Source organism: Chryseobacterium sp. WG23, from assembly GCF_024586575.1.
Lineage (GTDB): Bacteria > Bacteroidota > Bacteroidia > Flavobacteriales > Weeksellaceae > Chryseobacterium.
On sequence record NZ_JALCZE010000004.1, the window covers coordinates 152,472 to 174,615 of the forward strand.

Consider the following 22,144-nt stretch of genomic DNA (forward strand, 5'->3'; position numbering starts at 1 on the left):
GCTTTCATATGATTAAAAGAAACTTAAATGAGGCTTAAAATAAAATTAAAATCATTGTAAACAGGCTATTTCACAAAGTATTTAAACAGAAGAAAAGTTATTTTTTTCTCTATATGTTGAATTTTTATATGAAAACCAATTCCTGCTAATTAAAATATGAAATTTTAAAAATAAAAAATAGTACGGGGATTATTTTTTAAAAATTACAGTGAATTTATTCAGGTATTCCTCAGGTGAAGAATATATTATTTCAGAGTCATGGTATTCAAGAATACGTTTGACAATCCTCAGCCCTAATCCTGATCCGGATATATTCTGAGCATTATTGCCCCTGGTAAAGGCTTCAAATAATTTAGATTGTTCTTCTTCAGGAATGATATCCCCATGAGAGATTACCTCTACGTAAAGGCGGTCGTTGGTTTCAGTTATTAAAACTTTCACTTCTGTATTATCAGAATATACTACAGCATTTTTAAACAGATTAATAAAAACGATAACTAACAAAGACGGTATTCCATCTATCGTAAGCAGAGCATTTTCAGAAGTATCTTCGGTAATGAGAAAATCAAGCTTAAGATCGGGATAACTTTTCTCTACCCCCTCAAAAGCTTCAAATATGACTTCATCAATTCTTACCTCCTCATAAATACTCTGAATATTTTCTTTATCAAATTTGGTGAGAAGTAATAATGAATTGGTAAGATCTGACAGCTGATATACATCTCTTTGAATCTGCTGTAGCGCAGACAGGGTTTTAGGAGAGTGTTTCTCAAATGTAATCAGGTTTTCAAGCTGGAAAGCCATTCTTGTAATCGGAGTCCTTATTTCATGTGAAGCACTCGCAGTAAAATCTTTCTGGGATTGAAATACATCGTTCAGCCGTACAATCATGGTGTTAAAAGACTTTGCCAGAACGCTTACTTCATCATTCGACTGCTGAACAGGGATTTGTTTTGTTAGTTGATGAGCGGTAACTTCTGAAATTTCCTGATTCAGATCTTCCAGGGGCCGCAGGAATTTCTCCACGAAATAATAGCTGAAAAAACCAATCAGAAGGGTACTCATCACATATGCTAAAATCAAAAGATACTTAAGGTAAGTCAGTTTTGATTTTCCATTGGTGTCAAAGGCACTGGTAAGTATGTAATAATTCTCACCATTAATAGTCCGCAAGGCTGCATAAATCTCTGGAATGGTCTTTTCAGTATAGATGATCTTTTTTTTGTCCAGTTCCTTAAGCATAGTGGTATCCCATGTAACATTCTGGTCTTTGATCGTACTGTAGATCAGTTCTTTTTTTTCATTGAAAATTAAAATCTTTTCATTTAAAAGAATATTATCTGAATTCTCATTAAAAAAAATAGGCGCCTCTTCTTCAAAATCTTTAGATCTAGAAATAAAATGGGTGGTAAACTCCAGTCTCTGCCTGAACCTTTCCTTAAACTCATCCCGTCTGAAATCATTGAAAGATAAATAAATCACAGCCATCACCATTCCAAAAAGCAGTGAAAAGGCAATACTGATCGTTAAAGCAATCTTTCTTTTTAAAGACATTTATAATGGACTTAAGTAATATCCAAACCCCGAACGTGTGTGGATCAGTTTTATTTTAAAATCCTTATCGATTTTTTTTCTTAAAAAATTGATATAGACCTCTACCGTATTGGTATTCGTATTAAAATTGTGCTCCCAAACATGTTCTGTGATCTGTTGTTTAGAAACAGTTCTTCCCTGCGCTTCGGCAAGATAAACCAAAAGCTGAAACTCTTTTAAAGTAAGGGTGATCTCATTGCCTCCACGGTATACTTTATGTTCTGTTTTATTGATAATAAGATCATCAACTCTGATGATATCCTGATCGGAAGCATCAGATGGAGCTTTCCTTCTAAGCAAAGAGTTGATTCTTAAAAGCAGTTCTTCAAATTGAAAAGGCTTTACAAGGTAATCATCTGCCAATCTCGTAAAGGCATCTTTTTTATCTGAGAGGTCTCCATATGCCGAAATAATAATGATAGGGGTATTTTTATCAAAAGAACGAATGGTCTGGCAAACATCCAATCCATTTATTTTAGGTACATTAATGTCCAGCAGATACAGATCGTAGGTATTGTTCTTGATCTGACGAAGAAAAGTTTCTCCATCATAGATTTTGTCACAGCTAAAATTATTAGATTCTAAAAATCTGCAAAGTTCTGCGGAAAGAATAAGATCATCTTCTAATAAAAGAATATTCATCAAAATATATTTTACACGAATTTAACAAAAAATTTATGATTGCCATTCTAAAGATGATATAAAAAAGTTTTTAAATACTACGTGGATAGTTTGTAAAATCATCAAATAAATAACTTTTATCTATATTCTTATTCTTGATCGCTAAAGTTTGGATAAAAAAAATTCCCGAATAAAATCCGGGAAAATTGAGAGCCAACTACGGGACTTGAACCCGTGACCTCTTCCTTACCAAGGAAGCACTCTACCGCTGAGCTAAGTCGGCATCAAATAAAAAAATCACACTGAATTAGCATGATTTTTTGAGCGGAAGACGGGGGTCGAACCCGCGACATTCAGCTTGGAAGGCTGACGCTCTACCAACTGAGCTACTTCCGCAATTTTGCTTCCAAAATTATTGGTAAACGCTTTGCAAAACTAAGAATAATTCTTTTATTCTGCAAGTTTTTTTAATATAAAAGTGGGGAGAGCAGGATTCGAACCTGCGAAGCCGAAGCAACTGAGTTACAGTCAGTCCCATTTAGCCACTCTGGAATCTCCCCAAAGTTTTTATATTAAATAGAGCCTCCAGAGGGATTCGAACCCACGACCCCGAGATTACAAATCACGTGCTCTGGCCAGCTGAGCTATGGAGGCATTTTAATAATTGAACTGAAACTGATGGAGAAACTCTACTCTATACATTTCAGCTGTTAAAAATATCACTTTTATAAGGTGATTATTTTGAGCGGAAGACGGGGGTCGAACCCGCGACATTCAGCTTGGAAGGCTGACGCTCTACCAACTGAGCTACTTCCGCAATTTTGTTTCCAAAACCATTGGTAAACGCTGTGCAAAACTAAGAATAATTCTTCAATCCTGCAAGTTTTTTTTCATAATATAAATGTGGGGAGAGCAGGATTCGAACCTGCGAAGCCGAAGCAACTGAGTTACAGTCAGTCCCATTTAGCCACTCTGGAATCTCCCCAAAGTTTTATATTAAAATGAGCCTCCAGAGGGATTCGAACCCACGACCCCGAGATTACAAATCACGTGCTCTGGCCAGCTGAGCTATGGAGGCAAATTAAAAAGAATTCAAAAGATCGCTGTTCCTTTTTTGCGAGTGCAAATATAGAACGGATTTTTTGAATTCTCAAATTTTTTATGAACTTTTTTAAACTTTTTTTCCTAAGCCATTTCTTTTTTCTTGATTAGTAGCTTTTTAGCAGTATCAACGCATAGATCCAAACTTTCCTCAAAAGTTGCGCTTGTCTTCTTAACCACGATATCGTCTCCCGGAACAGCCAAAATAATCTCAGCAGTTTTATTAGATCTGTCAGAGTTATTTTCCACTTTTAAGAAAACCTTGCACTCCTGAATTTTATCATAGAAGGTTCCTAATTTGCTTACTTTTTTTTCAATGTGTGATTCTAGTGGTTCGTGTGGAGTTAAACCAATTGATTGAACTGAAATCTTCATAATTCTTCTTTTTTAGACGCTCGAGGATGAGCTTGATTAAACACTTTTTTCAATTGTTCAATATTAGCATTCGTATAGACTTGAGTACTTGCAAGACTGGAATGCCCTAATATTTTTTTTACTTTGGAGATCTCCGCCCCATTATCCAATACATGAGTAGCAAAGCTATGCCGAAGGATATGAGGACTTCTTTTTTCTTTCGTTGTAACAAGACTAAGGTACTTATTAACTACCACATAAACAAATTTTTCATTGAGTTTTTTCCCTTTCTTATTCACGAAAAAACAGGATTTGAATTCCGCCTGCGGATTTCTTATTTCCAGATAACTTTTAAGGAGCCCGGACAGGTCTTCGGAAATAGGAACCAGCCTTGCCTTATTCCCTTTTCCAATTACTCTTAATTCATTCCCTTCTATATCAACATTCTCAAATATCAGGCCACAAAGCTCGGCTTTCCGTATGCCAGTTTGATAAAGCACTTCTATAATACATTTATCCAGTATATCATGGGTATGTTCCAGAATCCGCTCGCCAAGATCTCCCATTTCCTCCTTAGACATGGGTATTTGCTTCTCGGGGTAAAATTTCAGGGAGGAAATCCCTTCTACAGGAGAAACTTTAATTTCGCCTATTTTTAAAAGGAAAAAGAAAAAACTGCGGAGTGAGGATAATTTTCTGTTGATACTTCTTTTTGAAATACCATTCTCACTTAATTCTACAATAAAGTTCCGGATGATTTTTTTATCTGCTTTAAAGATATCTTCTGATGACTCTGTTTTAAGATAGAAACAGGAAAAGTCATCAAGATCTTTTTTATAGCTTGTAATAGTATGAGGAGAATACCTCTTTTCGAGCTCTAAATATTCTAAAAACTTATTCAGCATTACTTCAGGGGTAAAAACGAAAAATTCACTCCTCAAATATAAGAATTTAAGGAGTGAATTAGTATATGGTCTAAGAAAAAATCTTAAGCCTGTTCTTCTTTACTAAGTGCTCTTTGTTTGTAAGCAGCTTTCAGTCTAGATTGTCTTAAAGTCACAGAAGGCTTAATAAACTGTTGTCTAGATCTTAATTGACGAACTGTACCTGTTTTATCAAATTTTCTCTTGTATTTCTTTAGAGCTCTGTCGATGGATTCACCATCTTTTACTGGTATTATTAACATATTTTACATCTCATTTTGGATTGCAAAACTAGACATTTTTTCTTACATTACAAAATATATACCCAAAAACTATCATATTTAAGCTCATTATCTCATCAAAGACCTTGTGTTCAAGGGTGATACCTACAGTAATTATTTTATCCACAATTAATTAACATTCCCGGATAAACATCTTGTTTCATTTGATTCACTCTACCCTTTTCTTATCCCAACCGGCCAAAACATAGCTACATCCCCCTATATTGTCACAAAAAAATTCTATAATAATGCTATGTTAACAAAAATCATTATCTTTGTATTCACTTTACTTATGGGGTTGACTGGTTTCGACAGCAAGATCAATGGGTAAGTAAGCATGCAGAGAACCGTAGCGCGATCTCTTTAATCCCTTGCTACACAACTTTAACTGGCAACGAAGAGTTCGCTCTTGCAGCTTAATATCGAAGTATAGTAGATCAAGCGTTTTCCTGAAGATAGTAAGGAAGCAAGATATCTCACAAATGCTCTGTTCTGCGGCGTTTGATCCTGAGATATAGGAATGCGGGAATAAGGTTTCAGATGCTTTGGCTGAAACTCGAAAACTTTAGAAGATAAGCTGGAAGTTGGGTGTCTGCCCTCTGCCTCCAGTCGAAAATCAATGGTAGAATAAGCATGTAGAAATCTTATGTATTGCTTGTTTGGACGAGGGTTCGAATCCCTCCAACTCCACTAAAGAACAAAAAGAGAATTTGTAAATCATTACATTTTCTCTTTTTTATTTGCACTCGAAATTAAGCTTTTACCCTATTCTATATTCTATCAATTTCAACTGAGAAAGATTGCAGATCAATTTCGGTTACAAGTATACAAAATGTAAAAATTTAGTGTCATTTTAAGTGTATAATTACAGTCTAATAATGATTAAGAAGAATAAAGTCTCAATTATTATTCTCTACGTTAGTGGTATCTACTTATTCCCTGCATGCATTGAGCTTCATAACAAATAGAATACAAAAATACTTCAAGAAAGAAAAATCAAACAGCTAAATTTATAAAACCTGTTTATAACACGACAAGTTGTGTCGCTTTGCAGGTATATCTTTGCTACATAACAATAAATCAGTTATATATGATAAAAAAAATACCTTGAAAATAATTCAACAGATATTGAAAATTGTATTAAATTCGCAAAAATCTTAATTAACTATAAAAACAACAACAGATGAAAAAACTCTACATGGGTGCATGGTTTATGTGCACAGCTCTGAGCTTCTCTGCCCAAGAAGTGATCTGGCAGAAAGACATCAAATCCTCTACTCAGGATTTTCTCAATCAGGTAATCACCACTATTGATCAGCAATATCTTATTACAGGAAGCACTATTCAGACTAAAAGCCAGTCGCCAGCTACTGGTAGCCAAAAACAAAACAACGGCTACGATTTCCATTTGGTAAAACTCAACCAACAGGGAGAACAGGTTTGGGAGAAATATATTGCGGGACAAAACCACGATTATTTATCAGGAACGGTGACCACCCAGGATGGTGGATTTCTGGTTTCAGGAACCACGTATTCAAGCAAAGGACTTGATAAAAAAGATGATTCCAAAGGCGGATCGGATATCTGGCTGATCAGGCTGAATGAATTTGGGGATGAACTGTGGCAGAAAACCTTAGGAACATCTTCAGATGAAGAAGCCAAAGCTGTCATTCAAACCACAGATTTAGGATTTTTTGTGGCAGGAAATATTCAAAATTCATCCAAAGGATACGGTTCAAAAGATGTCTGGATCACCAGACTGGATAAAGACGGAAAAGAGCTTTCTCAGCTTATTCTGGGAGGAAGAGGATTAGATGAAGTCGAGAAAATGATCCCAACAAAAGACGGCGGAGCATTACTGGGAATCTATTCAAGGAGTTCCGAGGTTCGGGGTTCAGGTTCCGGGGTTGGGAATCCTGAGACTAAACCTTCGACTGAAAAACCTGCCGCCTCAACAGCCATTAGCCAAATGCCAAAAGCCAGCACCAACTTCGGTGAAGGCGATTACTGGATCGTCAAACTGGATAAAAACGGAAAATTAGAATGGGAAAAGAACTTTGGAGGAAAAGGGGATGATCATATCAGAACCCTGGCTTTAACTTCAAACGGTTTCATTATCGGAGGAGAATCCAGATCCGAAAGATCCGGAAATAAATCAGTAGGTATTGAAGAAGGTACGGACCTTTGGCTGATCTCACTGAATGAAAGAGGTGAAGAGATCTGGCAGAAATCCTATAATTTCAAGAACAGGGATATTCTGATGGGGATGAATGTGATACAGAGTCAAGAGCCGAGAGCCAAGAACCAAGATGCCACCAAAGGAATATTGTTGGGTGGTTATACCCAGGCAGAAGGAAGAATAGAGAAAGATGATGAAACCTTCTGGATGTTGTATCTTGATGGCAACGGCAATGAGCAGTGGAGAAAACATGTGAGTGGAGACTCGAGAAAAAGAGAGGAGAGACTTTCGGATCTGAAATTAAACAGAGATGGTTCTATTGTTCTGGCAGGTACAAGCGCTGAGGAATTAGGAAAAGAAAACTGGAAGATTGTGAAATTGGGAGACAAACAGGTTGATCAGCTGATCGAGAAACATGATATCAAGATCTATCCGAATCCGGTATCTGATTATGCTTATGTAGAAATCGGTTTTGACTTTAAAGAAGCTGATATTATGCTGTACGACATGAGCGGAAGACAGCTTCAGAATATAAAAACTAAAAATAATGTTACCAAAATCAATACACAAGCGCTTGTTCAGGGTGCTTATCTGGTGACCATAAAAACGGATACGAATAAAACAGCGAATGCTAAATTGATTAAAAAATAAAAAACTAAAAATCATGAAAAAAATAAATGTGCCCATTTGTATGCTTCTGGCATTTCAATTATACAGTGGGCAGGCGTCATCCGAGCCCAATAACAATTACGGATTACCCAAAATAGTAGCGCCATCCCAGGAAACTTTTGCCAGTAGCAGGATCAGCTTTGAACAATCTTCCAACGGTGATTTTACCCATCAGATTCCTATTTATAGCCAGCTCCGTACCCCAATATCTTTAAGCTACTCCAGTGGCGTTAGAGCAGATGATATTGGGACTAGCACTGGAATGTCCTGGATGCTGACCGCTCCGGGCGTTATTTCGAGGGTTGTAAAAGATGAAACAGACGAAAATAATACCAACTGGAAACCTGAAACGATTAGTGAAACCGCTGATTTACTTGCCATAAAAGAAGCTGCAAGAACAGGCAATGCAATAGATACTGAATATGACTGGTTTAATTTTTCAGTTGCCAATGGATTGTCCGGTAGCTTTTACATTAACAATAACTTACAGGTTTTTACCGAATCAAAAGATAAAGTTAAAATTGAAATTTTTGACCTGAATGCCCCAATCATGGGATACGGAAAGCTTTTCCGTTTTAAGCTGACAGATAAAACAGGAACAGAATATTATTTCGGAGGTTCTGTAGAGAATATTGAAAGGTCCACCACTCAAAGCGCTGGACCTGACCGTCAAGCTATTACAGGCTGGTATTTATACAAGATTATCAGCCCTGATAAACAGGAAACCAATTTTACCTACATCACAGAAAATCTCAATTATTATTCCTCATTGAATGCGGGGTTTAGCTTACTTCAAAAATGTCCGGATGCCTCATCTGGGGATCAATATACTTACAATGATATTGTTAAAAACAAAGTAAGCCAGCAATCCTATAAACCGAGACTTACTCTTATTTCAGAAGATAATAAGAATGTTTCTTTCATTTATGGAAAAGCACGAAACGATTTATTTATTAGCAATGCTGAAAATAATCTTCTGACTTCCATCGAGATAAAAAATGGGAATTTACTGGTAGAAAAGTATAACCTGGAATATCAGGATGTCCAGGCACTAACTGCTGCTACTTATTATGGTCTACCTTCAAACGAAACTACTACCAGAAACAGGCATTTTTTAAAATCATTAAAAAACGTTACTAAAAACATCAGTACAGATTTCAGCTATTACAGTCTGGAAAAGCTTCCGGCAAGATTCAGTTTGAATGTTGATTATTATGGTTATCCCAATAATGCCAGTAATGTTTCCCCTTTTCCTGTTCCCGGACCTACCAATAACTTTGGTATTTTTAAATTGATGGGAGCTTATATGCCTTTAACAATGCTTTCTGCTAACAGGGAAGTGCTGCCATCATGGGCCTCAATAGGGAACTTAAAGCAGATCACCCATCCAACCAAAGGAATTTCCGAAATTTTTTACGATCCCAGTTCAAGCGCTGGAGCCATTACGAGAGTGGAACAAGAAACAGGTGGTGTGGAAGCCCGGTATAACCCCTGTAATGCACAACAAAATTATCCCAAGAAGTCATTTACATTTGTTTCCAATGGAAAGCCAATTCATTTTTATGCATCGGCATCTTATGATCCGGTAGAAGCATGCGGTGAGCCTGATCCTGTAAGGGACGGACATAGTTTAGTTATCAGGGATGAAACAACGGCAACGCAGGTGTATTCAACTAGTGGTAAAACTTCTATAGACTTCGATTCCGAAGCGGGAGGAACTTACTATCCTGTAAATACCGTAGCGGGACATACTTATAAAGTGGAATATAGTGTCCGTGGGACCGGATCAGTATCCGGAGCTGCTAGTACCAGCTATAATGCCCATGATGTTACGACCTATGAACCCATATATTTCGGAGGAAGTAGGGTTTCATCCATCAAAGAATCTGATGTAGAGGGTCATAGCTATACCCGGAAGTTTTATTATAATCCTCTTGCCAATATGGCCAGCTCCCAAACTTCGGTTGCAGATTATAACCTGAACTATATAGGTGCATCGCTGCGCGAAACCTCAAGGACTTGCACATGGGCTTCCAATATATTTCCATCCATACAAATAGTCAATATCTATACCGCCAACCAGGACAACCTGGTCCCTAATTTTAACCATAGGAAAAATAAGGTCACCTATACCGATATCACAGAGATAATAGAAAATAAAAGTGCGGTAGAGAAAAAGTTTAGCTATGTTCCCAACTCAGGATACAGTATAGGAAGGCCACCTGCGATTTATAATACCGCGGATACCAATTCTGGAGAGGAAAAATCTTATTTACTATTGGAGGAAAACAGCTATCAATATGAGAATGCAGTTTTTAAAAAGCAGGTTACAAAAGCTTATAAGTATGATTACAGTCAGCTAAAAAGTCTTAAAAACTATGTCTTTAAAGAGAATTTTACTTATTATCCAGACCCTACCCAGGATCAGCTCCTCAATGTCTCATATGGATTTTATGACAATTATTATGGGTTCTACAATCCTACAGAAGTGAAAACTACAGAGTATTTACCGGATAATTCTGTGGTGACTACTACCAGCTTCAGCAGCTATGCCAACCCGAACCATTATCAGCTAACCTCTTCAAAAACCGTATTTACGGATGGTTCTACTCAGGAGACAAGTTACCAGTATGCTCATGAAAAAAATAATAATAAGCTGATCAACGCCAATATGATTGGTATTCCATTGGAAACCAAGGTTACCAAAAAGCAAAATGTAAGTGATCCAGGGAAGGTACTTTCAAAAGCAGAGACCAAATATGATGATCCAGTCAGTTTATTGCCAACTTCGGTAGTATCTTATGGTCCTCAAACGGGGAATGCATCCACGGAAGTAAGCTATGACCGATACGATGCCAAAGGTAATATTGAACAGTACACTACAAAAGACGGTACTCCAGTTAGTATTGTCTGGGGATACAATAAAACCCAGCCTATTGCTAAGATTGAGGGTGCTAAATTATCAGATATTACTCAATCGAAGATCGATGCTATTGTGAATGCTTCTGATACAGATGCCACGGCAGGGCTCAACAATGATGAATCAAACCTGCTTGCAGCCTTGGATGTTTTCAGAAAAACAGCTTTTCCATCCACACAGGTTATCACCTATACTTATGATCCATTGGTAGGGGTAAGAACGATCACTTCTCCGTCAGGAGTACAGGAACTGTATTTCTACGATGGTGAAAACAGGTTGAAAGAAGTAAAGCAAATGATAAAAGATGCTTCAGGAAACGTTTCTTCCAAGGTGATTAAAGAATACAAATACAACTATAAAAACTAACAATGATGAAAAAGATAATTATTCCAATCGGTATTCTGGTGATGGCAGGTAATGCTCATGCCCAGCTTAGCCTTACGGAGAACTATGTTTATACAAAAACTTACCTTGACTATAATGGAGCTGCCCCTGTAAAAACTTCAGAAACCGTTCAGTATTTTGATGGTCTGGGAAGAGCTAAACAAATCGTAAATGTAAAAGCTTCTCCACTGGGAAGAGATGTAGTTACACAGGTCGAATATGATCAGTTTGGAAGACAGGTCAAAGACTATCTTCCTGTTCCACAAGGAGGAACCTTAAATGGTGCTATTGTTCCAACTCCATTGGCAAATGCTATCAATACCCCTTATGGTTCGGAAAAAATCTATGCAGAAAAAATAGTAGAGAATTCACCTTTAGACAGGATCCAACAGCAGATCCAGGTAGGTAATGACTGGAGTGGCAAACCTGTAAAATTTGATTATGCTGCCAATGTTAATGGAGAAGTTAGAAAATTGTTCACCACCACTACTTTTGTCAACAATGCAACCAAATCTACTATTGAAAATGGAGGAACTTATGCTGCTGCCCAGCTTTACAAAAATACCATTACTGATGAAGACGGTAACCAATCTATAGAGTTCAAAAATGGGAAAGGGCAGCTTATACTATCGAGAAAGATATTAAATGTCTCAGAAAATGCAGACACTTATTATGTTTATAATGAATACGATCAGTTGGCATGGGTGATTCCTCCTATGCTTTCCAAGATGCAGTCCTGGGGAATTGCAGAGCAGGATGCTTTAGCTTATGAATATCGTTATGATGATAGAAACCGCCTGGTGGAGAAGAAACTTCCCGGAAAAGGTTGGGAGTATATAGTTTATGATAAACAGGACAGGGCTGTGCTCGTAAGAGATGCTGTAATGGAACCCAAGGGACAATGGCTGTTCACCAAGTATGATAAGTTTGGCCGTATTGCCTATACCGGAATCCTTTCAGGGGGAAGCAGAGCGGTAATGCAGAGCCAGGTTGGTAACCAAAATATCGTTGAAGAGCAATCCAGTCTTGGTTTCAACAAAAGTGGGATTATGGTGTATTATACCAACACTTATTTTTCTGATTCTGTAACGGTGCTTACCGTCAATTATTATGATACCTATCCAAGGGATACCAAGAAATTTCCGCCTGCCAAAATTTTAGACCAATATGTCATATCCTACGATACTGATATCAGTACATTGGGAATGGCTACAGCTTCCTATGTTAAAAATATAGAAGATGACAATTGGACAAAGACCTATTTTTATTATGATAGCAGGGGAAGAACTGTTGGTTCCTATTCTGTAAACCATTTGGGAGGATATACCAATACAGAATCCCAGTTGGATTTTTCAGGAATCCCAAAGAAAACAATTACCACACATAAAAGGACAGATGGTGAAATTGGAGTAACAGTAGCAGAGCGTTTTGAGTATGATACCCAAAACAGGCTTTTGAAACATTACCACCAGGTTGATTCCCAGCCGGAACAGGTATTGGCAGAAAACACCTACAATGAACTGTCTCAACTCTCTAATAAGAAAGTAGGAAATAATCTTCAAAGTATTGATTACGCCTATAATATCCGTGGTTGGATGACCGATATTAATAAAGACCAGATGGCAGTTCCTGATTTAGGCGGAAAATTATTTTCTTATAAAATTAAATACAACCAGAGAGAAGGTATCGAAAATCCGGATCAGTCCCAGTTTCCTGGAAAAAATGTAAAACCAAGATACAATGGAAACATTGCAGAAGTAGACTGGAGAACTGTAGAATCTTTGGGTGCAAACCCTCCCACAACCCCCAAAAGGTATGGATATGCCTATGATGGTTTGAACAGGCTAAGTGCAGGCTATTATCAGAACCCCAACAATCCTTATAGCAAAGAACATACAGAATCTTTAGAATATGATTTGAACGGGAATATCCAAAAACTCTACAGAACTGCTGCAGCTATTAATACTATTCCGAATGTTATTGACAATCTTGTTTATACCTACACTTCAGGAAATCAGGTGTCTAAAATTACAGATAATGGAAATTCTGCAGGCTATGAAGGTGGGGGCGGAACGATCGAATACGACCAAAATGGGAATATGTGGAAAATGCCGGATAAAGGTATCAGTAATATAACATACAATTATCTCAATTTACCCAATAGCATACAATATGAAAGCTCAGGAACGGTGAGCTCCCTGAATTACTTTTACAGAGCGGACGGAATTAAGCTCAGAAAAATTAATCCTATATATGAATGTGGTATCACCAATTGCTATACCATAATAGAGACCTCAGATTATTTAGATGGATTCCAGTATTTTAAAAGCGTAAACAGCAATAATGGAGGTGGTGGAACTGAAGGGCTAAAGGCAATATCAGAGAAAACAAAATATGCTTATGAGCAGCAAGCATTTACAATTGGAGAAGGTGTTATAGGCCCCATAGAACCGGGGATAGATCCTCCCATAGGTGGAGGAGGTATAGTGACGACCCTTAAAAACCAGGATTTACGATTTTTCCCAACCGCAGAAGGATTTTACGATTACGTAAAAGATCAGTATATTTACCAGTATAAGGATCACTTAGGAAATGTAAGAATAAGTTTTGCACAAAACATCGCAGGCGTTCTTGAATTAAAAGACCTTAACAACTATTATCCTTTTGGAATGAATCACCTGAAAAGCGGTCTTTCCTTCTTTTCAGGAGGTAGTTATGGCAATTATAAGTACAACGGAAAGGAGCTTCAGGAAAGTGGTATGTATGATTATGGGGCAAGATTTTATATGCCGGATATTGGACGATGGGGTGTTGTGGATCCGCTGGCGGAAAAGATGACGAGACACAGTCCTTATAATTATGCTTATAATAATCCAATAAGATTTATTGATCCCGATGGAAGAAAACCTGAGACAGATTTTACTTTAAACATAAAAACTGGAGATGTTAAACAAGTTGGAGAAACAAATAGTCAACCTGATAGAATTTTGAAGACAGACAAAAACGGGGAGATAGTAACTAATCGTAAAGGAGAAGCAAAAGTTGCTGTTGATAATATTGCTAAAGGTATTTTAAAAGATGGTCAAAATTTCAAAACAAGTGATAATATTATAGATGTAGGAGGTAAAAATCAACCAAATCTTGCAGGAGTTGAGGATTTTCTTGTAAAAATGTCTGAGTATGTAGAAAAAGAATTAGGAGGAGCATATCTTTCTAAAGATTCTAGTGATAATGGAACTATTAGTAAAGTATATATAGATAAATATAAAAATAATACATATACTAGTTCTCGCCACTCTCTATATAGATACAATATTGGAGATCCTAGCTTAAAAGGATATTTTAAAAATACAAATTTTCACACACACCCAACAGGAGGGTTTAATAGGGATTCAATAGAGAATGGATCTCCAGCAGATTTAGATTTTAAAAATAATTATAAAAATGAATATCATAAGTTTATTATATTGTCAAGAGGTACAAACGGAGGAGTTGAAACATATCCTTATTAAGAAGTAAAGAAAATGAAAAAATATATTTTAATATTTATTGTATTTTCTATTATACAGAGTTGCTCTGTATGGAAAAATGAACTTACAAAAAATGGTGATTATGAAATTGCTATCAAAAATGCGGTTATTGACTTTTGTAATACTTCATCTTTAGCTAATAAGGATAAAGCTTTTTCTGTTAGTTATAAGGAGTATAAGTCAGGTGTAATTGGAGTGAGTATTTTAGGAGATATCAATAAAATTTATCTTGTGAATGATTCTTTTCAAGGCAGAATAAAGGATAGATATATTGAATATAATAACCACCTTTTTTATTGGTATGATGAAAAAAAAGGTAAAGATCCGAACATAATAAATAAGTTATCTGAGTATAATATTATTGAGAAAGTTGATTCTTTAACAGAAGATACGGGGTATACTATTGATGATGCAAAAAAAGCAACTCATTATTATTTTTGTAGAGATAATTTGTTATTATATAAAAAAGAAGCATCGTCAGTTGCAATGCCTAAAGAGGTAAAAAAAGAGTTACATTGTTCTGATAAATAAGCACCCTTGCTTCGCAAAGTCTGTGACTTAGAGCAGATAAAAATAAACCACTACAAAAGTGGCATGTATGACTATAGAGCAAGGTTCTATATGGCTGATCTTGGAAGATGGGGGGTGGTGGATCCGCTGGCAGAAAAGTCTAGAAGATTTTCATCTTATACTTATGCCTTAGATAACCCAATAATGTTTATCGATCCTGATGGTAGGGAAGCACAAGGATGTTGTGGTAATTTACTTAAGCTGGCTGGTTCATATTATTCTGGGATGTATCAAGGGGCGAAAGGAGTTGTAACAGGGACCTATCAAGGGGTAAAACAGCTTGTTACTGATCCTAAAGGAACGGCAAGATCGATATACAATAACCCAGGAGGGGTCTTAAAAGCGGGTATCTCCAAATCCACTAATCTTATGGCATCAGTAGTTGCGAGTCCTGCACTAGCAGCAGGAAGTTTAAAGTCGGGAGATGCGACTATAGTGGGGAAAGTTGCAGGAAGAGCATTGGCTACAGCTGCTATAGAAGGAGGAGCTGCCATCGCAACAGAAGGAGCTGGAAGTCTAGTAAGAAATATAGCATCAAAAGCAGGTAGAACTACAGCAGCTGCAGCCGAAGCTGTAGATTATTCTAAAATCCTAACTTCTACCAGTGAATTTGATCCTTCAAAAACTCTATTTAGAGGAACAACGGGTTCGGAAGCTGCAAGTAATACTTTATTCCTTACCGATGATGCAACGGTAGCAGGGACTTATATAAAAAATGGTGGACAAGTGATGCAGTATGATTTGAGTAACTCAGGAATGTATATGTTAGAAAAAACTGGTGAGCTTGAATATAAAACGGGAATACATTCTGGTTCTAGTACAATATCTACTGAATATTTATTCAAAGGAAAAGATTTAGTAAAAGCTGTTAATGAGAGAGGTGTACCACACAATCCTTAAAATCTAAAATTATGAGTAATAAAAAATTTTGTTGTGAAAAATTTGAATTTCGTTATGTTGGTGAAAAAACAATGGGATTAAATTTTCGTATAGTAAAATATGGAGAGAAGTTTCTTGAGAGAGAAGCTGAACTATATAATAAAAAAATAAAAGATGTTTTTGATAAAGCTTATTTTGTTACAGATGGCTATAGTGGAGTGATTACTGATTTTAGTATAAAAAAAATGGTTATAAACTATTGTCCCTTTTGTGGTCAAAAGCTCAGTGACTTCTATAAATCGGATGATTATGCCCAAGAAACAATAGGCTAATTATACATTATTAAATAAACAACAAACCCGCTCAATGAGCGGGTTTGTTGTTTATTTAAAAGTCTGTTTAGTTTTAAAATTTTGGATATAGGTATCGAAGCATTTGGTTCTCACTCTATAAATTCTTTTCAAAAAGACCTGCAAGGTTTTACATCAGCCTTTTTGAAAGGAGGAAGCAGTAATCAGGTCATTAATAATTTTATTCAAGAAATGAAAAAAAAGTATAATATAACGGTTACAATAAATAATTAATATGAATTCAATACTTAAATATATTTTTGTTGATATGCTACTAATGCTAATCTTCATCGTCGCTTGGTATTTTTCCTGCTTTTTATTAGGATATGCAAGTAGTAGTGAAAAATATCAATATAAAATTTGGGCACTCTATTTTATAACTATATTATTGCATTTTATTTTATCAGTAATAATATTGAAAAGAAAGAATTTAAATCTTTATTATGTATTTGTTAATTTTGTAGTATATGTTCTTGTAACAATATATTTATATAATTATACCTAATATAAAAGAAAAATAGTTAAGCTAATTTCATAAAATTAACTGCTTGAATTCTATAACTTTGAGCTGATATAACAAAACCTCACTCTTTGTGAGGTTTTATATTTTAAAGTAGTCTATTTGAATTCTAAATAGATCTCTAATGTAGTAATGTTTTTAAGGTTCTCACTTAAAAATTAGGAAATATTTATATTTACCAGTATAAAGATCACTTAGGAAATGTGAGAATAAGCTTCGGAAGAAATAGCGCAGGCGTTCTTGCAATTACTGATGTTAATGATTATTACCCTTTTGGAATGAATCATCTCAATAGTGGAAATTCTCTTTATGGAAAAGGAATTTATCAGAATTATAAGTACCAGGAACAGGAGCTTCAAGAAACTGGTTTTTATGCATTTAAATGGCGTCAATATATGCCGGACGTTGGAAGATTTTTCAACATAGATCCTTTGACCGAAAAATATAATACTTGGTACGCCATACACTTTTAGTGGTAACAGAGTGATTGATGCGAGGGAATTAGAAGGATTGGAGCCTCATGTGTTATTTAATACCAGAGAAAATGCCGCTGCAAATTTTGGACAACAATATAATGGACGATCGATATTAGAAAAACGAGAATATGCTACGATTATTTATGTTAAAGTTACAGATGGTAAGAAATACTATGCATATAATACACCTTCGCGTGGAAGTGAGCATGGATTGACAGATGAACAATTTAACAAATATATACCAAAAGGTGCTGTAGCAACTGCATTTGAACACACTCATAGTAATGATGATTATGGACCTGGCAATAATTATGATGATCAAAATTTTTCTGATAGAGATAAATCTTATGCAGGAGAATTAAATTTAGATGCTTTCCTTGTTACTCCAGAAGGTTCCCTTCGCTGCCGCACGAATCCAGTTGGATGTTGTGCTGAATTTAATGCCGGAAATAATTTATTATTGAACAATCCTTCAGCTATTCCATCACAAATTAATTTTACTGACGCAATAAGACCAAGAACAGGAAAGGTTGTTCCAATGTGTGATAATTGTAAAACAACTTTTGGAAAATAAAAATGATTATGTATACAGAAATAGAACAGCAAACTTTAGACATTGATTGGTTTTTTACAGATGAAAATCATATAGGCTTTGTAGCATCTGGAGCAGGTAAACTACCTGAAACGGTGGCTCAATCATCAGAAAATAATGAAAAGTTAATATCTTATTTTAGAGATTTACCTGAAATTTCAGATGTGGTAATTAATCCTGAATTAAATTCTTTATTAGTTAAAATATTTGGAAGTGGTGCTGATGAAAGATATTTACAAGATTTTGTATCTATGACAAAAAAGGGCTTATATTCTTTTGATAAAACTAACCTGAATAATTTTCTAGACCCTCACTATCATTTAGTTGCTAGCCCAAAAACTCCATTAAAATTAAAAGAGTTACCACACCACATATTAGATATAGTTGTTAAAACTCAATATAATAATAAGCTTATAGAGGTTAAGGAGATTAATATATTAGAAATTAATTAAAATCCCGTCGTTGTCGCAAGTGTCATGCTTGTGTCATAGCAAATAACGAAAACCCCTGCAATTTGCGGTGGTTTTGTCCTGCTCTAAGAAAACTATTATATTTACCAGTACAAGAATCACCTTGGCAAATGAGTAAAAGAGAAGCTTTTACGAAAGACTGCGAACATAGTTCAGTCAGGGTAAGTTTTACAAAATGCAAATCTAAATAATGCCCATATTAATTCTGCTAATTTTAGTAATGCAAATTTATCTGGAACAGATATGCGTTGTTTAGAAATAGAGGAAGCAATATTTAGAGGAGCGATTTATAATAAAGCCACAATTTGGCCAGATGGATTTAATCCTGAAGATTTTGGATGTATTTTACTTTAATAAACTTCGTTATGAGGATTTTTTTAGATATTGATGGTGTAATGGTTCATGCTAATCCATATAAAAAAGTGGACATGGAAGAAGATGGGTTTTATAAATTTAATGCAAATGCTACTGATGTTATAAACTCAATTGATGATTTAGAAATAATTTTATCAACTTCACATAGATTTAGATTTGATATTCAAGAATGGGAAAATATTTTTCAGAGGAGAAATATTAAATTTAAAAAAATATCTATTATGAATTTAAAGTTAGATTCCAAATTTTCAAGAAGAGAGGAAATAGAAAAATGGATAAATGATAATAAAATTGATCCTGATGATTTAATTATAATAGATGATGATAAGTCATTAAATGGGTTGCCAGATAATTTAAAAAGAAGATTAATTTTAACAGATCCTTATATAGGTTTGAATAATGCCACTCTCCGAAATTTGCAACTTCGGAACAGATAACAAAAGTCCTCACTTTGTGAGGCTGTTCCGTCCTAAAATAAGCTGACCATTTTAACAACTCAAATATACTTAAATCAGAGTAGGAATTTTCCTATTCTGATTTTGTTTTTATAGTTTTTCATTTCACATTATTTTTCATGTGTACTTGGCTTGAAATCTTATAACTCAAGGAAAATCTGGTTTCAAATTATTGTAATAATAAATTGATTGGTCAAGCTGTTGTGAGAGATTTTTACAATCTTCAAGGGTATCAATCAATCCAAACTCATATTTCAGAATACTATTCATTCTTTCCGCTATAGCATTTTCAAAAGAATCCAAGTTCTTGGTCATACTAATGAGAATATCATTTTTCTTTAGTATTTCTGTATATGCTCTGCTACAATATTGCAAAATAACCCTTTAAATAAACATATAAAAAGAGCAAATGAATTCTTCACCTGCCCTTCATTAAGTTATAACAAATATCCTTTATAGAATAGTCCAGCCTATTGCTGTATTTACCGTATTTCTTACGACATCCAGTGCTGCATTAATTGCATTTTCAACCGCTAATATGGTCAATCCATCAATGGTTAAAAGGACAATTCTCATGGAGCTCTTTTGCATTTCAAGATATAATTTGGCTTTCTCTTCAGTGATTTTACCATCAGATTTTAGTTTATTAATTAATTTGATATTGCTCACGAAAGAGTTTAATTCTGCTTTTGCATAAGGCTGGGCATCATTCCAGTCATTGGTGAATGATTTTTTCATTGCCGCCAACATATCTTTCAATAATTGACTATAATCTATATCTGCCATTTTTATTCGTTTTTATGGTTATTTTTTTTCACCTCTTTTCAGGCCAAGCTGTAATTTGGTAAGCGCTGTAAAAATAGTATTACACTGGCTGTTGATAAGATCTATCTCAGAAACATCAGTAAAACCAAGCTTATGAACCTTCTCTAAATCGTCTATATATTTCGCTAATGTAGCCACCTGATCCTGTACTATTTTATTATTATCAATGGCATTTGTACGGATTTTAAGAGTTTCCAGATCCACTTTAACATCCTGATAAAAAGGTTTATAGTTAGCATACTTCGCTTTATCTGTACCTATTTCATCCCGGATTTTAACGACAAATCCGGTCACCTTTTCCTGCATCGCTACAATTTTTTTATCAGTCAGTTCATCATAATCACTGATAAGTTTAATAGAGGTACAGCTTGTCAATACAATAAGCAGAAAGCTCATCAGTATTGATATTCGTTGGTTTAAAATAATTGAATTCATGGAATTAAATTGTAATGGTTTTAGCTAGTATAAATTTACCTGTTTTTCTTTATCAAAGACAAATAAATTTATATTTTAATGAATGTATGCCTATATATATCAGTAAAATAAAGATATAAATACCTATATTTAAGAAAAAAAAAAGAAAGAATGTCTATTACAAATGAATATGAATTGACCGGAATGCAGAAAGTAAGCGAAGCAGTTGCCCATACTTTGAAGGAGATGATTCAGTATGCACAACCGGGCATGACGACAAAAGATCTTGATGAATATGGAGCAAAAATACTTGCCGGATTCGGCGCCAACTCTGCCCCCTACCTTACATACGGATTTCCGGGCTGGACATGCATAAGTGTAAATAATGAATTTTGCCATGGCATCCCTACAGAACAACGGATCTTAAAAGAAGGCGATTTAATCAATATTGATGTTTCGGCAGAACTTAACGGCTTCTGGGCAGACAATGGGGGTTCTTTTATTGTTGGAAAAGACATCAACCAACATCAAAATTTAGTAAATGCTTCCAAATATATTTTAGAAAAAGCCATCAGCCACATAAAAGGCGGGGTAAAAATAGCTGACATCGGACAGCTTATGGAAACAGAAGCTAAAAAAAGAGGTTTTAAAGTCATTAAAAACCTTGGAGGTCATGGCGTAGGCAGAAGCCTTCACGAAGAACCCGATGAATTATTAAATTATAGAAATCGTTTTGATTCCCGGCGGTTCAAAAAAAATTCTGTAGTAGCCATAGAAACTTTTATTTCCACCTCTTCTACAATTGCAGTAGAGCTTAATGACGGATGGACCATGGTAGGTAATAAAGGTGGGTATATGGCTCAACATGAACACACTATTCTGATTACCGATGGTGAACCTGTGATTTTAACGAAAATGAATGATATATTGAATTAGAAACCTCAAAGAACAATTCTGATCCGTGTAAAAAGAATTAAAAATGAACCTTGTTTAAAAAACAATGACTGTTTTACATGAAAATTTCATCTTGGATCTGACTAAAGATCATTATATTTTCATGCAGCTCAGTCATCAATATAAAGGATGTACATACTATAGTTTTTGGAGTTTTATAAAGCCCCAGGTTCCTTAGTGCTAATACTTTATTTATAAAAACCGGAATCAGGAAAACAGCAATTTAAAAGATACAGGTCTATACTTTACCCCGTAGTTCCTTTTAGGATTGATTTCTTATCCACAATAGAAACACAAAATATAACCTGCTGAAAACGAAAACACTAAAGTCTAAAGTTCCAAAATGAAGGCTACTGGTCCACAAAAAAGACTAAAAAAATGTTTTATCGTAAAGAATTTTATATATTTGCACCATCTAACAATTAAAAAAATAATTTACTATGTCAGACATTGCATCAAGAGTAAAAGCTATCATCGCTGATAAGCTTGACGTTGAAGAAACAGAAGTAACTCCTGAAGCTAGCTTCACTAACGATTTAGGAGCTGATTCACTAGATACAGTTGAGTTAATCATGGAATTTGAAAAAGAATTTAATATTCAAATCCCTGATGACCAGGCTGAAAAAATTACTACTGTAGGGCACGCTATTGCTTACATCGAAGAAGTAGTAAATAAATAATATTCTTCAACAAAAAAGAAATTAAACAA

The 22,144-nt window shown here is 35.2% G+C and carries 19 protein-coding genes, 7 tRNA genes, 1 other RNA gene and 2 pseudogenes; 14 read left to right on the forward strand and 15 right to left on the reverse strand.

All coding sequences use genetic code 11. The annotated features are described in order from the left end of the window. Positions 1-189: 189 nt before the first annotated feature. The 12 genes from MP477_RS07710 to rpsU form a co-directional block, all read right to left on the reverse strand. Positions 190-1,554: a cell wall metabolism sensor histidine kinase WalK gene (locus tag MP477_RS07710; protein WP_257189867.1), complete on the reverse strand. Its 1,365-nt coding sequence runs from the start codon at positions 1,552-1,554 to the stop codon at positions 190-192. After that, positions 1,555-2,235 (reverse strand): response regulator transcription factor, encoded by a 681-nt coding sequence (locus MP477_RS07715; RefSeq protein WP_257189868.1) that lies wholly within the window; start codon positions 2,233-2,235, stop codon positions 1,555-1,557. 190 nt (positions 2,236-2,425) lie between these two features. Then, positions 2,426-2,497 (reverse strand) — tRNA-Thr (locus tag MP477_RS07720). 40 nt (positions 2,498-2,537) lie between these two features. After that, positions 2,538-2,610 (reverse strand) — tRNA-Gly (locus MP477_RS07725). Positions 2,611-2,693: 83 nt separating this feature from the next. Continuing rightward, positions 2,694-2,774 (reverse strand) — tRNA-Tyr (locus MP477_RS07730). Between the two features lie 20 nt (positions 2,775-2,794). Further along, positions 2,795-2,868 (reverse strand) — tRNA-Thr (locus tag MP477_RS07735). Positions 2,869-2,958: 90 nt separating this feature from the next. Continuing rightward, positions 2,959-3,031: transfer RNA gene (locus MP477_RS07740), tRNA-Gly, on the reverse strand. A gap of 87 nt (positions 3,032-3,118) precedes the next feature. Continuing rightward, positions 3,119-3,199: transfer RNA gene (locus tag MP477_RS07745), tRNA-Tyr, on the reverse strand. A gap of 19 nt (positions 3,200-3,218) precedes the next feature. Further along, positions 3,219-3,292, reverse strand: a tRNA-Thr gene (locus tag MP477_RS07750). Between the two features lie 107 nt (positions 3,293-3,399). Next, positions 3,400-3,690 (reverse strand): HPF/RaiA family ribosome-associated protein, encoded by a 291-nt coding sequence (locus MP477_RS07755; protein ID WP_230037601.1) that lies wholly within the window; start codon positions 3,688-3,690, stop codon positions 3,400-3,402. Then, a complete protein-coding gene (locus MP477_RS07760; protein ID WP_257190082.1) occupies positions 3,687-4,574 on the reverse strand; it encodes a tyrosine-type recombinase/integrase in 888 nt (295 codons plus the stop codon). The genes MP477_RS07755 and MP477_RS07760 overlap by 4 nt, the downstream gene beginning before the upstream one ends. An 83-nt stretch (positions 4,575-4,657) precedes the next feature. Continuing rightward, complete coding sequence (gene rpsU / locus MP477_RS07765; RefSeq protein WP_047493530.1) at positions 4,658-4,855, reverse strand: 30S ribosomal protein S21; 198 nt, start codon at positions 4,853-4,855, stop codon at positions 4,658-4,660. 312 nt (positions 4,856-5,167) lie between these two features. Between rpsU and ssrA the strand changes: the two genes are divergently transcribed. From ssrA to MP477_RS07820, 12 genes and pseudogenes are all read left to right on the forward strand, one after another. Further along, positions 5,168-5,566, forward strand: a transfer-messenger RNA (tmRNA) gene (ssrA, locus tag MP477_RS07770). Between the two features lie 490 nt (positions 5,567-6,056). Further along, positions 6,057-7,703, forward strand: coding sequence for a T9SS type A sorting domain-containing protein (locus MP477_RS07775; RefSeq protein WP_257189871.1), 1,647 nt, complete (start codon positions 6,057-6,059; stop codon positions 7,701-7,703). A 13-nt stretch (positions 7,704-7,716) separates the two neighbouring features. After that, complete coding sequence (locus MP477_RS07780; RefSeq protein ID WP_257189872.1) at positions 7,717-11,007, forward strand: hypothetical protein; 3,291 nt, start codon at positions 7,717-7,719, stop codon at positions 11,005-11,007. A 5-nt stretch (positions 11,008-11,012) separates the two neighbouring features. Continuing rightward, positions 11,013-14,537 carry a DUF6443 domain-containing protein gene (locus MP477_RS07785; RefSeq protein WP_257189873.1) on the forward strand — a complete coding sequence of 1,175 codons (3,525 nt, stop codon included), beginning with the start codon at positions 11,013-11,015 and terminating at the stop codon, positions 14,535-14,537. Between the two features lie 12 nt (positions 14,538-14,549). Then, positions 14,550-15,086 (forward strand): hypothetical protein, encoded by a 537-nt coding sequence (locus MP477_RS07790; protein WP_257189874.1) that lies wholly within the window; start codon positions 14,550-14,552, stop codon positions 15,084-15,086. 63 nt (positions 15,087-15,149) lie between these two features. Beyond that, on the forward strand, positions 15,150-16,025 hold the full coding sequence (locus MP477_RS07795; protein ID WP_257189875.1) for an RHS repeat-associated core domain-containing protein: 876 nt from the start codon (positions 15,150-15,152) through the stop codon (positions 16,023-16,025). Between the two features lie 11 nt (positions 16,026-16,036). Then, positions 16,037-16,336 carry a hypothetical protein gene (locus MP477_RS07800; RefSeq protein WP_257189876.1) on the forward strand — a complete coding sequence of 100 codons (300 nt, stop codon included), beginning with the start codon at positions 16,037-16,039 and terminating at the stop codon, positions 16,334-16,336. A 741-nt stretch (positions 16,337-17,077) separates the two neighbouring features. After that, positions 17,078-17,347: an RHS repeat-associated core domain-containing protein gene (locus MP477_RS07805; protein ID WP_257189881.1), complete on the forward strand. Its 270-nt coding sequence runs from the start codon at positions 17,078-17,080 to the stop codon at positions 17,345-17,347. A gap of 10 nt (positions 17,348-17,357) precedes the next feature. Then, complete coding sequence (locus MP477_RS07810; protein WP_257189882.1) at positions 17,358-17,924, forward strand: DUF4329 domain-containing protein; 567 nt, start codon at positions 17,358-17,360, stop codon at positions 17,922-17,924. Between the two features lie 8 nt (positions 17,925-17,932). Then, positions 17,933-18,394, forward strand: a complete 462-nt coding sequence (locus MP477_RS07815; protein ID WP_257189883.1) for a hypothetical protein — start codon at positions 17,933-17,935, stop codon at positions 18,392-18,394. Between the two features lie 198 nt (positions 18,395-18,592). After that, a pseudogene (locus tag MP477_RS22810) lies at positions 18,593-18,766 on the forward strand (pentapeptide repeat-containing protein); the annotation flags it as partial. A gap of 11 nt (positions 18,767-18,777) precedes the next feature. Continuing rightward, entirely contained in the window at positions 18,778-19,224 is a 447-nt protein-coding gene (locus tag MP477_RS07820; RefSeq protein WP_257189884.1) for an HAD domain-containing protein, read from the forward strand. A gap of 69 nt (positions 19,225-19,293) precedes the next feature. Here MP477_RS07820 and MP477_RS07825 read toward each other — a convergent pair. The 3 genes and pseudogenes from MP477_RS07825 to MP477_RS07835 form a co-directional block, all read right to left on the reverse strand. Further along, positions 19,294-19,617: pseudogene (locus MP477_RS07825) on the reverse strand (integrase core domain-containing protein); the annotation flags it as partial. A 78-nt stretch (positions 19,618-19,695) separates the two neighbouring features. Continuing rightward, complete coding sequence (locus tag MP477_RS07830; RefSeq protein ID WP_257189885.1) at positions 19,696-20,028, reverse strand: hypothetical protein; 333 nt, start codon at positions 20,026-20,028, stop codon at positions 19,696-19,698. An 18-nt stretch (positions 20,029-20,046) separates the two neighbouring features. After that, positions 20,047-20,502 carry a hypothetical protein gene (locus MP477_RS07835; protein ID WP_257189891.1) on the reverse strand — a complete coding sequence of 152 codons (456 nt, stop codon included), beginning with the start codon at positions 20,500-20,502 and terminating at the stop codon, positions 20,047-20,049. A 150-nt stretch (positions 20,503-20,652) separates the two neighbouring features. Here MP477_RS07835 and map point away from each other — a divergent pair, with 150 nt between their 5' ends. Beyond that, a complete protein-coding gene (gene map, locus MP477_RS07840; protein WP_257189892.1) occupies positions 20,653-21,417 on the forward strand; it encodes a type I methionyl aminopeptidase in 765 nt (254 codons plus the stop codon). A 458-nt stretch (positions 21,418-21,875) separates the two neighbouring features. Further along, a complete protein-coding gene (locus MP477_RS07845; RefSeq protein WP_002976354.1) occupies positions 21,876-22,115 on the forward strand; it encodes an acyl carrier protein in 240 nt (79 codons plus the stop codon). Positions 22,116-22,144 lie beyond the last annotated feature (29 nt).

Bases quoted from the DNA above. Each gene is read 5' to 3' on its own strand.
- rpsU (WP_047493530.1), bottom strand. From the start codon at position 4,855: ATGTTAATAATACCAGTAAAAGATGGTGAATCCATCGACAGAGCTCTA.
- MP477_RS07715 (WP_257189868.1), bottom strand. From the start codon at position 2,235: ATGAATATTCTTTTATTAGAAGATGATCTTATTCTTTCCGCAGAACTT.
- MP477_RS07845 (WP_002976354.1), top strand. From the start codon at position 21,876: ATGTCAGACATTGCATCAAGAGTAAAAGCTATCATCGCTGATAAGCTT.
- map (WP_257189892.1), top strand. From the start codon at position 20,653: ATGTCTATTACAAATGAATATGAATTGACCGGAATGCAGAAAGTAAGC.
- MP477_RS07835 (WP_257189891.1), bottom strand. From the start codon at position 20,502: ATGAATTCAATTATTTTAAACCAACGAATATCAATACTGATGAGCTTT.
- MP477_RS07795 (WP_257189875.1), top strand. From the start codon at position 15,150: ATGTATGACTATAGAGCAAGGTTCTATATGGCTGATCTTGGAAGATGG.
- MP477_RS07710 (WP_257189867.1), bottom strand. From the start codon at position 1,554: ATGTCTTTAAAAAGAAAGATTGCTTTAACGATCAGTATTGCCTTTTCA.
- MP477_RS07775 (WP_257189871.1), top strand. From the start codon at position 6,057: ATGAAAAAACTCTACATGGGTGCATGGTTTATGTGCACAGCTCTGAGC.
- MP477_RS07755 (WP_230037601.1), bottom strand. From the start codon at position 3,690: ATGAAGATTTCAGTTCAATCAATTGGTTTAACTCCACACGAACCACTA.
- MP477_RS07785 (WP_257189873.1), top strand. From the start codon at position 11,013: ATGAAAAAGATAATTATTCCAATCGGTATTCTGGTGATGGCAGGTAAT.
- MP477_RS07790 (WP_257189874.1), top strand. From the start codon at position 14,550: ATGAAAAAATATATTTTAATATTTATTGTATTTTCTATTATACAGAGT.
- MP477_RS07760 (WP_257190082.1), bottom strand. From the start codon at position 4,574: ATGCTGAATAAGTTTTTAGAATATTTAGAGCTCGAAAAGAGGTATTCT.
- MP477_RS07820 (WP_257189884.1), top strand. From the start codon at position 18,778: ATGAGGATTTTTTTAGATATTGATGGTGTAATGGTTCATGCTAATCCA.
- MP477_RS07815 (WP_257189883.1), top strand. From the start codon at position 17,933: ATGTATACAGAAATAGAACAGCAAACTTTAGACATTGATTGGTTTTTT.
- MP477_RS07800 (WP_257189876.1), top strand. From the start codon at position 16,037: ATGAGTAATAAAAAATTTTGTTGTGAAAAATTTGAATTTCGTTATGTT.
- MP477_RS07830 (WP_257189885.1), bottom strand. From the start codon at position 20,028: ATGGCAGATATAGATTATAGTCAATTATTGAAAGATATGTTGGCGGCA.
- MP477_RS07780 (WP_257189872.1), top strand. From the start codon at position 7,717: ATGAAAAAAATAAATGTGCCCATTTGTATGCTTCTGGCATTTCAATTA.